Here is an 11,536-nt window from a genome sequence, read left to right on the forward strand (position 1 = left end):
GAATTAATCCCCTTTAAAAGCTCTTTTAAACCGTTGGAAAAGTGAATCATCTTGTTCTTCTATCGAGTTATTTCCAGCTATTTCATTGAACTCTCGTAATAGGTCCTTCTGACGTTCTGATAATTTAGTCGGTGTGACTACTCGTACTTTGATATGTTGGTCACCTTGACCATATCCTCTTACATTTGGTGCTCCTTTTCCTTTTAAACGGAATGTTTTACCTGTTTGTGTACCAGCAGGTATTTTTAGTTTCACTTTCCCATGAACGGTTGGCACCTCTACCTCATCACCAAGTGCAGCCTGGGTAAATGTTAAAGGTAACTCACAGAAAATATTGTCTCCTTCACGCATGAAAAAGTCATGTTTTCTTACTTGTATCACAACATACAAGTCACCAGCTGGTCCTCCGTTTTTACCTGGCTCCCCTTTACCAGCTACACGGATTTGTTGCCCTTCATCAATACCGGCAGGAATGTTAATATGAATTTTTTTATTCTTTTTCACCGTACCTTTTCCAGTACAAGTAGTACACTTCTCCGCAATAATCTTTCCAGTACCACTACAATGATGACATGCTCTTCGATTCACAACTCTACCAAAAGGTGTGTTTTGCTCTGTGTTTAATTGTCCACTACCATTACAATGGGAACAAGTAGTTGGTTTTGTACCAGGCTTTGCACCTGAACCATGACACGTTTGACACTCTTCTTCTTTTGGTATAACAATGTCTGTTTCCTTACCAAAGATAGCCTCTTCAAAGTCTAGTACCATTGTATATTGTAAATCTGCTCCTTGTTGTGGCGCATTCGGATCTCTTCTTCTACCACCGCCACCAAAGAACATGTCAAATATATCACCAAACCCACCAAAGTCTTGAGCACCACTGAAGCCACCAAAACCTTGACCACCATTCATCCCTGCATGCCCAAATTGATCGTACTGAGCACGTTTTTGATCATTTGATAGTGTTTCATAAGCTTCCTTCACTTCTTTAAACTTTTCAGCAGCATCTGGCTCTTTATTTACATCAGGATGGTATTGTCGAGCTAGCTTCCGATATGATTTTTTTATTTCTTCTTTAGATGCACTTTTTTCGACACCTAAGACTTCGTAATAATCTCGTTTTGACACTGTGTATCACTCTCCCGAATCACTTTCACATAAAGTAAATCATAACATTAATAACATTCTACTGGCAAATGGTTATAGCCCAAATTCATGAGCTTTTTCTTTAATTCAAGGTTCCTATTCAACGTAAAAAACTCACAACCGATTGCATTTTGCGAATGAGCTAGTTTTTCTTATGCAGGTGAGAAAGAATTTTATACTTTCTTATCTGCCAAAAAAGTCAAAGCCAAGGAGGTCCTGACTTTGACTTTTATTAGAACTCTATTCACTTATTTCTTATCTTCGTCGTCTACTTCTTGATAATCTGCATCCACAACATCATCAGCTGTGTTATTACCGTCTTGTTCTTGAGCCTGTTGATTTTCTTGAGCCATTTGCTCATATAGTTTTACAGATAATTGTTGAACTTGTTCTTGTAATGCATCTTTTTTCACTTTGATTTGCTCGATGTCATTACCTTCTAACGCCTTTTTCAACTCATCTTTAGCAGTTTCTGCTTTCTGTTTTTCATCATCAGAAACCTTTTCTGCCAAATCTTTCAGAGTCTTTTCTGTTGTGAAAATTAGTTGATCTGCTTCATTACGTAAATCTACTTCTTCACGACGTTTCTTATCAGCATCCGCATTTTCCTCCGCTTCTCGAACCATGCGTTCTACTTCTTCATCAGAAAGACCTGAAGATGATTTAATTGTGATGGATTGTTCTTTATTAGTGCCCATGTCTTTCGCACGAACATTAACAATTCCGTTTGCATCAATATCAAAGGAAACTTCAATTTGTGGAATTCCTCTTGGTGCTGGCGGGATATCCGTTAATTGGAATCTTCCAAGTGTTTTATTATCAGCAGCCATTTCACGTTCCCCTTGTAAAACATGGATATCTACAGCTGTTTGGTTATCAGCAGCAGTTGAGAAAACTTGAGAATGGCTAGTAGGAATAGTCGTATTTCGTTCGATTAATTTCGTAAATACGCCACCCATTGTTTCAATACCTAGTGAAAGTGGTGTTACGTCAAGTAATACAACATCTTTGACATCCCCTTGAAGAACTCCACCTTGAATAGCAGCACCAAGTGCAACTACTTCATCAGGGTTTACACCTTTTGATGGTTCTTTACCCGTTTCACGTTTAATAGCTTCTTGAACTGCAGGAATACGAGTAGATCCTCCTACTAAGATAACTTTATCAATATCACTAGCAGTTAGATCAGCATCACGTAATGCTTTACGTGTAGGAATCATGGTACGTTCTACTAAATCTGCAGATAACTCTTCAAATTTAGCTCGTGTTAGATTCATTTCTAAGTGTAATGGTCCCGCTTCTCCAGCTGTAATAAACGGTAAGGAAATTTGCGTTTGTGTTACACCCGAAAGGTCTTTTTTCGCTTTTTCAGCAGCATCTTTCAGACGTTGCATTGCCATTTTATCTAAGGATAAATCAATGCCATTTTCCTTCTTAAATTCTTGAACTAAGTAATCGATGATAACTTCATCAAAGTCATCCCCACCAAGACGATTGTCCCCAGCAGTTGCAATAACCTCAAAAGTACCGTCCCCAATATCAAGGATAGATACGTCAAATGTTCCTCCACCAAGGTCATATACAAGGATTGTTTGATCTTGTTCAGCTTTTTCGATACCGTATGCTAACGCCGCAGCGGTTGGTTCATTAATAATACGTTCTACTTCCAAACCTGCAATACGACCCGCATCTTTTGTTGCTTGACGTTCAGCATCATTAAAGTAAGCAGGTACTGTAATAACAGCTTTATCAACTTTTTCTCCGATATAATCCTCAGCATATGATTTTAAGTGTTGTAGAATAATTGCAGAGATTTCTTGTGGTGTATAATCTTTACCTTCTGCCTCTACTTTATAATCTGTTCCCATATGACGTTTAACAGATAGAATTGTATTCGGGTTCGTAATTGCTTGGCGCTTCGCCACTTCCCCTACTTGTCTTTCTCCATTTTTAAATGCGACAGCTGATGGAGTGGTACGGTTTCCTTCTGGATTCGGAATTACAACCGCTTCCCCACCTTCCATAACTGCAACACATGAATTCGTTGTTCCTAAATCGATTCCGATAATTTTACCCATATAAAATTTCCTCCTTGATTCATAGCTACTTATTTATTCACTTTAACCATTGCTGGTCGGATAACTCTATCTTTTATGACATATCCTTTTTGCAATTCTTCTAACACAATATTAGATTCAGCTGTTTCATCCTCAACCTGCATTACAGCTTGATGTAGATTTGGGTCGAATTCTTTCCCAACTGCCTCTATTGGTTCTATACCCTGTGATTTCATTGCATCAATAAGCTGTCTGTACACCATTGAAATTCCATCTAAAATACTTTTATTAGTATCTGTGACTTCAACTTGTAATGCACGTTCAAAGTTATCAATTGCAGGTAAAAGTTCTGTTGCTAAATCTTGTGCTTTATAAACACGATCTGCTTCTCTCTCCTTTACGGAGCGTTTTTTATAATTATCAAACTCTGCCTGTGTTCTAAGAAGTCGTTGATACAATTCCTCTTTTTCTGCTTGAAGGCTGTTCATTTCTTCCGTTAGTTTTTCTATTTCTTTTGGTGCAGAAGAAAGTTCATCTTGATCTTCTGTTTCTGAAGTAGCATCCATTTCCTGTTCTTGCTCCTCGACTGTTTCAACTGATTCTGTTACATCTTTCTCTTCCATTCCAAGCACCTCCAACTTCTATCCGTTGTTTTTATACCATAAATACAACGCATCTGTCATTTCATTTGATAATGCATTCAACAACGTAATTACTTTTCGATATTCCATTCTGGTAGGTCCAATTAAAGCTATAGTACCCATTTTTTCACTACCAAATTGATAGGATGCAGTAATCAAACTAAAATCCTTTATTTCTTCAATTTTATTCTCATTTCCTATTGTTACTTTAATACCATGTTGTGAAGTTTTTAATAAATTCACCACTTGGTCCTCGTTTTCCATCATTTGATAGAAGGAGCGAATCTTATTAACATCCGTAAACTCAGGCTGATTTAAGAGATTGGTCTTGCCTCCAAAGTAGAGTTTAACAGGTTGCTCTTGAAAGAAAGCTGATTGAAGATAATTAAAAGACTTTTCAAAATCCTGCACATATTTTCTCATTAATGATACAACCTCTGTCGTCAATAACTCTGGCAGTCTTGCAAGTGAGACACCTTTTAATCGCTCATTTAAAATATTGACTATTTTCTCTAGATCGGACGGGCTTATTTCAGCCGGTATCGTAAATGAGCGGTGTTCGACATGACCTGTATCAGTCACTAAAATCGCAACAGCAGAGTGATCGGTTAGTGTTACAATTTGTAGTTGCTTTACTTTCGTTTCAAAAACTTCTGGACCTAAGATGATGGATGTATAATTTGTTAAATCCGACAACACCTCAGCCGACTTTTGTACAAGCTTCTCAAATTCAATAAACTCCCCATGGATAAGGTCTTTCATAATATTGAGATTCCTATTATCAATTGTCGGGCCTATCACATGGTCTACATAGTAACGGTATCCCTTTTCAGAAGGAACACGTCCTGAAGAGGAATGAGTTTTCACTAAATACCCCATTTCTTCCAGGTCCGCCATTACATTTCGTATTGTGGCCGCACTAAAGTTTATCTCATCTTTCTTTGATATAGCTCGTGATCCAACCGGGTGAGCAGACTCAATGAAATCATCAATAATAACTTGCAATATCAAAAGTTGTCTGTCTGTTAACATTAATGATCACCCCTGTTAGCACTCTCGAATGTCGAGTGCTAATTATACTAATAAATTATCAAATCCTTATTTTTTTGTCAATGCTATTGCCTCTAAATCCTCATCTTCTAACAAAAAGTACTCAAATACGTCATTACCGAACAGAACCCCATGTTCCGATAGATGTAACGTTTCTTTGTCTTCTATTAACCAACCTTTTTGTACAAGATGCGCAATCTCGTCTTTAAATAATACTTCATGCGAAAAACCAAATTTAGTTTGGAAATCTACTTTATTAATTCCCTCTAACTTTCGCAATCCTAAGAATAATTCTTCCTCAATTCGTTCTTTTAATCCAATTGACTCTACTTTTAATAACGGCTTTCCATCTTCTTTCGCTTGCTTGATATAAGCTGGGATTGGTCGTATATTAAGTGTACGTTTCCCTGGAAGATAGCCACTAGCCCCAGCTCCAAATCCCCAGTAGTAATCATTATTCCAGTATGTTAAATTATGCTTACTCTCATATCCCGACTTCGCAAAATTACTTATTTCATACTGATTCAGACCACTTTGTTTCATTTTCTGTTTAAGAATTTCATACATGCTAACTTCTTCTTCTTGTTGTGGACGATGTAACTGCCCTTTTTTATGTCGATTATAGAAAATGGTCTTTGGCTCTATCTGTAAAGAATAAGCCGAATAATGTGGAAGCCCGAACGATAAGGCTTCTGTTACTGTACGCCCGAAATGTTCGGCGGTTTGGTGTGGTAGAGAATAGATTAAGTCCAAGCTGATATTCGTAATACCATACTTTTGTAGTAATTCAACAGTTTTGTATACATCTTTTACTCGATGTGCACGACCTAGTTCTTTTAACATCACATCGTCAAAAACTTGAACCCCTAAAGAAACTCGATTTATCCCGAAGTCTTTTAATAACTTCGCCTTCTCTTCATCAAAATCGCCTGGATTCGCCTCGATGGTATATTCCTCACAATTATACACATCAAATTTCTTCTCAATGAACGATAGTAAAGTTCTTAGCTGAGACGTGGTCAGCGCTGTAGGTGTGCCGCCTCCAATAAATATTGTCTTTACAGGATTTTTCTCACCTAGAACCTGCGTATTAATTTCGTTTGCCAATGCATCTAAATAATCCGTTGCCATTTGTTCATCATAGAAGATCTTAGTGAAATCACAATAATGACATATATGCTGACAAAATGGTATATGGATATATACTGATTGAATCATATGGATTTATCTCCTAACTAATATGGGTTAACAACTCAAGTTTTTTCACATTTATTCCTAACAGATGTTTCGGGCTCTCAGAAGAACTCGCATTCTCTCGTTCTTTTCAATCGTGCTAGTTTTTCTTAAGCAGGCAAGAAAGATTTTTGTACTTTCCAAACTGACTAAAAAAAGAAAAGGAAAAACTTCAAAAAAGTTCTTCCACTTTTCTTTCTTATTCATCATCCATTTTTAACACAGCCATGAACGCTTCTTGTGGAACTTCGACTGAACCAACCATCTTCATTCGCTTTTTACCTTCTTTTTGCTTCTCTAGTAATTTACGCTTACGGGAAATGTCTCCACCATAACATTTTGCTAATACGTTTTTACGCATGGCTTTTATGGTTGATCTAGCGACAATTTTATTCCCGATGGCTGCCTGAACAGGCACTTCAAATTGCTGTCTTGGAATGAGTTCCTTTAGTTTTTCCACTATTTGTTTTCCTCGATCATAAGCAAAGTCTTTATGAACAATAAACGATAATGCATCAATCGTATCACTATTTAACAGAATATCCATCTTAACTAATTTAGATGGTTGGTACCCTATTAATTCATAGTCAAATGAGGCATAACCTTTTGTATTCGATTTTAGCTGATCAAAGAAATCGTATACGATTTCAGATAGTGGAATATGATAGATAACATTAACTCGAATATCATCTAGATACTCCATATCAATAAATTGCCCCCGCTTTTTCTGAGCAATTTCCATTACTGCTCCTACATAGTCGTTTGGTACCATGATAGTCGCTTTTACATATGGTTCTCTAATTTCTTGAATTTTTTGTGGATCTGGCATCATCGACGGATTATCAATCGTAATTAATTCGCCATCTGTTTGCTCTACTTCATAAACAACACTCGGCGCTGTCGTAATTAGGTCAATTTTGAATTCACGCTCGATTCGTTCCTGAATAATTTCCATATGGAGTAGACCCAGAAAACCACAACGGAAACCAAATCCTAATGCTTGAGACGTTTCTGCTTCATATTGCAATGCAGAATCATTTAACTCCAAACGCTCTAATGCTTCACGTAAATCATTATACTTGTTGGAGTCTACAGGATAGAGTCCACAAAAGACCATTGGATTAAGACGTCTATATCCAGGTAAAGGCTCTTTTGCTGGGTTATTTGCCAGCGTAATCGTATCCCCAACTGTCGTATCTCCTACATTTTTAATGGACGCTGTAATATATCCAACATCCCCTACGTTCAATTCCTTTAGTGGAAGTTGTTTCGGTGTAAACACACCTACTTCATTGACTTCGAACTCTTTACCAGTAGCCATCATTTGGATACGGTCCCCGACTTTAACAGAACCCTCTTTAATACAAACATATGCTACTACTCCACGATAAGAATCGTATAACGAGTCAAATATTAATGCTTTTAGTGGTTCTTCTGGATCTCCAGCAGGTGGTGGAACAGCTTCAGTAATTCTCTCCAGAATATCTTCTATACCAATATTTGCTTTAGCAGAAGCAAGTATAACATCATCCGGGTCAATACCAAGCAAGTCTTCTAGTTCTTTCTTTACTCGATCAGGATCTGCACTCGGTAAATCAATTTTATTAATAACCGGGATAATTTCCAAATCATTATCCAGTGCAAGATATAAGTTTGCTAAAGTCTGCGCCTCAATACCTTGAGCGGCATCTACTACAAGAATTGCCCCTTCACATGCAGCTAAACTTCTAGAAACCTCATATGTAAAATCGACGTGTCCTGGCGTATCAATTAAATGGAATGTAAAGTCTTCTCCACTTTTGCTTTTATAGTGTAACTGTACAGCATTTAATTTGATTGTTATTCCACGTTCTCTTTCCAAGTCCATTGCATCAAGCAATTGCTCCTTCATTTCACGCTTTGATACCGTTTGGGTATTCTCTAATATTCGGTCTGCTAATGTTGATTTCCCGTGGTCAATATGAGCAATAATAGAAAAATTACGTACATTATCTTGTTTTCTAGCCATTCGTGCGGTTCACTCCTAATCCTTTACCATAAACAGTAAAAGAACAAATTTAATTCTAACTATGTATATAAATTCGTTTAATTGCTAGGATGATTATAGCAATTGACACACTGAGTTTCAAGAAAGAGTTGCTAGTAAATAAGAAATAAAGAAAGAGCCACCACCATAATCAGTAGTGACCCAATTGTACACATTAGAAAAACACTTGTGATAGTTGGTAGAGAACTTCGACAACTAAATCATAGAAGCCTTGCACCATTCCTTCCAAAAAGGATGCTGTCTTTTGACTAAGATGTTCATCATTTGAATTAGCAATCTCCTGAGCTACAGCATCTTCATTCACTATCTCCACTTCACTAGAGTCTTTAGCTACTGTTTCTTGAATCTTTTCATCAGATTCAACAGATTGCGTCTTCGTTTCCGTTTCATTGGCAAGAATCGTTTGAGGATTATGTTCCATGCCCACGATTGCTCCTACAAGAAAACATATGACAAGTAACAATACAACAGATATAAATTTAGACACTAGAACAACCTCCTTTAATCCGAATTTACTTTCTCCGCTTCCCAATAAAACTCACTAAACACTTCAGCTAAAGCATCAGCTGTTCGGTATAGCTCTTCCATATTATTATCTACTCCTCCGATTTCAATCAGAAGAGCATTCTCATGTAGGTCTTGATTGAATACCCCGTTTGTACCTGGCCCTTTCTTTGGAGGTAATACCCCCCTGCTAAGCCCTGGGTATTTTTCTTGCATTAGTTTATACAGCTTGGATGCAAGTTCCAGATTTTTTTCATATCCTTTATGTTCTCCACCGATAACAAAGGCAACCCTTGCATAGGAGACACCATTAATGTCGATTGTAGTTGCATCTCTACGAAGACTATCCCGATGGATGTCAATGACATATTGTATATCTTTATTAGTCGCAAAGGCTTCTTGGACATTTTCACGTATCGCTGCATAGGAATGTGGATAATCCAAGCCTTTTTCATTCAAAATTTGCATCGTATCTGTTTTGTCAACCGTAGTGCCAATTCCATTATTTCGTAACCCTTGTGCTAATCGATCACTAACATTCGTTACGTTTACCTCACTATGTTGAGCTAAATCAGGATTGGTTACGTCAGGTAGATGTGGTAGAAAAGATTCATAGTTATGAGTATTATAAATAAATACAACGTTCTTATCACCTGTTGTTAAGGAATCATTTGGTTGCTCGTTGGATTCAATTGGGTCTATTTCTTCCTCTACTACCGCTTCCCTATCCTTTAACACTTCCTTAAGTGGAGGAGAGGACTCAACGGGTAGATTCGTATAATCTGTTCCTTCTCCCGCTATGAATATCTTACTATCAAATATCGAAAAACCTGGTAATTCATTTCCTAACAAACTTCGAGGATCATCTGGTTTGATACTTGTAGCTACTTGAAAGAGAGCCGAAGAAATATCCGGAATCTCGGAATCAGGCGGGATCGCTTCTTTGAAAGCTCTATTTTCCATACCTAATAAATACATAAAAGTAGAACTTTCGATTTCGTTTGTCCAATCTGTAAGTGTGTGAGATGACAAACGTAGAGCTGGTGAAATGGATGTAAATAACCCAATAAGACTAAACAATACTAGAACACTGCTAACATATAGAATGCTTTTCTTCACATATAAAAAAGCCTGTCGATTTCTATTATTATCATCAAGCATTATGTTCCACCTTCCAAGTTCATGTTTACTAAAATCTATGACGAATCTTTAGAAGGTAGAACCGTTATTCTCTATTTTTCACAACTTTTACTAGATTCATTCCTGTTACTAAAACAATTCACCTGGAATACGATGCAAAATTATCTACATCAACCGCTTCATGTAATGCTGCATTTATACCATTTGCAATTAGATGTGACATATCTATCATAAAACCGTCGACTTCTTTCGGTGTAACCATCATGTTGTAACCAGTTGGGGTTAACACTTCAGATATCAGCTTTCTTTTTTCTTCATCTGATAGATTCCCGACTATTCCCATAAACGTCTGCCTCTTCTCTTGATCAGGAAGATCCTCTTCTGTAAATTTCTTTCCACCAAAAGATAAGCTGGCAGGTGCTAACGACTTTGATGGTCGGTCCTTTTCTCGCCATTCTCTTCCAAAATGTTTTAAGATATAGTCAATTGTGTCACTCGTAATTGTCACAGCATCCACTACTGTGGGAACACCTATTGCCAGAACCGGCACACCTAGCGTTTCTTTACTAAGTTCTTTTCGTTTATTCCCTACTCCAGATCCTGGATGAATTCCCGAGTCCGATAGCTGAATGGTCTCATTAACTCTCTCAATAGATCTAGATGCTAATGCATCTATCGCAATGACAAAGTCTGGTTGAAACTTCTCCACTATCCCAAAAATAATATTACTTGTCTCAATACCTGTAACTCCCATTACACCTGGCGTTACCGCACCTACTGGTCGATATCCTTCTGAAACGGATTGATGCTCTAGTTTAAATAAATGGCTTGTGACTAATACCTTTTCCACTGTCATCGGTCCTAACGCATCCGGTGTTACATTCCAGTTACCCAAACCAACTACCAACCCAGTACCATCTTTTGGAATATTGTTTTTCTCGAGTAGATTTTCTAATTCTCTTGCTAATATTTTGGCAGCATGTTCCTGGCTTTTTGTATCTTGCTTTTTCACTCCATCGGCATAAATCGTTACGTAGGAACCAGGTTTTTTTCCAATTAAACCTGAACCTTCCTCGTCGATATCCACATAGGAAATTTTTATGCCATTTTCTTCTCTTTCTTTCAGTTGAACACCTTTTATCTGTTCTTCAGCTTGGGTCTCTTTTTCTACATACATATCCTTTGCTTCAATAGCTAAGTCAGTACGAACTTGAAACATATTTTCGTTCGTTTCCAAGAAAATCGCATCCTTTCCATCCTTGTGTAAATACACACCATATAAAATTATCCTTCACATTTTCGCTAAAATCATACTAGTTAAAATAGGATATAAATATATTGTTATTGAAAACAAGCTCCATCTTTGGTAAAATATCATCTGTTCGAGGTATGAACGTTTTTGTTCCTAGGAGGTGAAATAATGGCTAACATTAAATCCGCAATTAAACGTGTTGATGTAAACAATAAGAAACGCGTACAAAACCAATCTGACAAATCTGAAATGCGTTCGCAAATAAAATCACTAGAAAAATTTGTTGAAGCAAACGATGTTGAAAATGCTAAAACTGCATTAACTACAACAATTAAGAAGATTGATAAAGCAGTACAAAAAGGACTTATCCATAAAAATGCTGGTAACCGTCAAAAAGCTCGTCTAACGAAAAAGGTTAACGGTCTAGGTGCATAAGTTTTTACACTGCCAAATAAAAAAAACG

At 37.1% G+C, this 11,536-nt stretch carries 10 protein-coding genes; 1 reads left to right on the forward strand and 9 read right to left on the reverse strand.

Features of this window, described 5'->3' with window-relative positions:
• Positions 1–3: 3 nt before the first annotated feature.
• The 9 genes from dnaJ to gpr all read right to left on the reverse strand — a co-directional run bounded on the left by dnaJ (position 4) and on the right by gpr (position 11,040).
• The gene (dnaJ, locus tag G5W_RS0112360) at positions 4–1,131 is read right to left on the reverse strand and encodes a molecular chaperone DnaJ (protein ID WP_010097062.1); all 1,128 of its coding nucleotides are present in this window, start codon (positions 1,129–1,131) and stop codon (positions 4–6) included.
• Positions 1,132–1,397: 266 nt separating this feature from the next.
• Positions 1,398–3,227, reverse strand: a complete 1,830-nt coding sequence (dnaK, locus tag G5W_RS0112365) for a molecular chaperone DnaK (RefSeq protein ID WP_010097063.1) — start codon at positions 3,225–3,227, stop codon at positions 1,398–1,400.
• A 29-nt stretch (positions 3,228–3,256) separates the two neighbouring features.
• On the reverse strand, positions 3,257–3,829 hold the full coding sequence (gene grpE / locus G5W_RS0112370; RefSeq protein ID WP_010097064.1) for a nucleotide exchange factor GrpE: 573 nt from the start codon (positions 3,827–3,829) through the stop codon (positions 3,257–3,259).
• 18 nt (positions 3,830–3,847) lie between these two features.
• Positions 3,848–4,879, reverse strand: a complete 1,032-nt coding sequence (gene hrcA / locus G5W_RS0112375) for a heat-inducible transcriptional repressor HrcA (protein WP_010097066.1) — start codon at positions 4,877–4,879, stop codon at positions 3,848–3,850.
• A gap of 66 nt (positions 4,880–4,945) precedes the next feature.
• Positions 4,946–6,115: a radical SAM family heme chaperone HemW gene (gene hemW / locus G5W_RS0112380; protein WP_010097068.1), complete on the reverse strand. Its 1,170-nt coding sequence runs from the start codon at positions 6,113–6,115 to the stop codon at positions 4,946–4,948.
• Between the two features lie 214 nt (positions 6,116–6,329).
• Positions 6,330–8,138, reverse strand: a complete 1,809-nt coding sequence (gene lepA / locus G5W_RS0112385; RefSeq protein ID WP_010097070.1) for a translation elongation factor 4 — start codon at positions 8,136–8,138, stop codon at positions 6,330–6,332.
• A 193-nt stretch (positions 8,139–8,331) separates the two neighbouring features.
• On the reverse strand, positions 8,332–8,664 hold the full coding sequence (locus G5W_RS0112390; RefSeq protein WP_010097071.1) for a hypothetical protein: 333 nt from the start codon (positions 8,662–8,664) through the stop codon (positions 8,332–8,334).
• Positions 8,665–8,678: 14 nt separating this feature from the next.
• The gene (spoIIP, locus tag G5W_RS0112395; RefSeq protein WP_010097072.1) at positions 8,679–9,842 is read right to left on the reverse strand and encodes a stage II sporulation protein P; all 1,164 of its coding nucleotides are present in this window, start codon (positions 9,840–9,842) and stop codon (positions 8,679–8,681) included.
• A 118-nt stretch (positions 9,843–9,960) separates the two neighbouring features.
• A complete protein-coding gene (gene gpr / locus G5W_RS0112400; RefSeq protein WP_050801675.1) occupies positions 9,961–11,040 on the reverse strand; it encodes a GPR endopeptidase in 1,080 nt (359 codons plus the stop codon).
• Positions 11,041–11,241: 201 nt separating this feature from the next.
• Between gpr and rpsT the strand changes: the two genes are divergently transcribed.
• Entirely contained in the window at positions 11,242–11,508 is a 267-nt protein-coding gene (gene rpsT, locus G5W_RS0112405) for a 30S ribosomal protein S20 (RefSeq protein WP_010097075.1), read from the forward strand.
• Positions 11,509–11,536 lie beyond the last annotated feature (28 nt).

The sequence above is a fragment of the Ornithinibacillus scapharcae TW25 genome (assembly GCF_000190475.1).
Taxonomy (GTDB): Bacteria; Bacillota; Bacilli; order Bacillales; family Amphibacillaceae; genus Ornithinibacillus; species Ornithinibacillus scapharcae.

Excerpts from the sequence above, each read along its gene's own strand:
- hemW (WP_010097068.1), bottom strand. The coding sequence starts at position 6,115 with ATGATTCAATCAGTATATATCCATATACCATTTTGTCAGCATATATGT.
- dnaK (WP_010097063.1), bottom strand. The coding sequence starts at position 3,227 with ATGGGTAAAATTATCGGAATCGATTTAGGAACAACGAATTCATGTGTT.
- rpsT (WP_010097075.1), top strand. The coding sequence starts at position 11,242 with ATGGCTAACATTAAATCCGCAATTAAACGTGTTGATGTAAACAATAAG.
- lepA (WP_010097070.1), bottom strand. The coding sequence starts at position 8,138 with ATGGCTAGAAAACAAGATAATGTACGTAATTTTTCTATTATTGCTCAT.
- spoIIP (WP_010097072.1), bottom strand. The coding sequence starts at position 9,842 with ATGCTTGATGATAATAATAGAAATCGACAGGCTTTTTTATATGTGAAG.
- gpr (WP_050801675.1), bottom strand. The coding sequence starts at position 11,040 with ATGTTTCAAGTTCGTACTGACTTAGCTATTGAAGCAAAGGATATGTAT.
- grpE (WP_010097064.1), bottom strand. The coding sequence starts at position 3,829 with ATGGAAGAGAAAGATGTAACAGAATCAGTTGAAACAGTCGAGGAGCAA.
- hrcA (WP_010097066.1), bottom strand. The coding sequence starts at position 4,879 with ATGTTAACAGACAGACAACTTTTGATATTGCAAGTTATTATTGATGAT.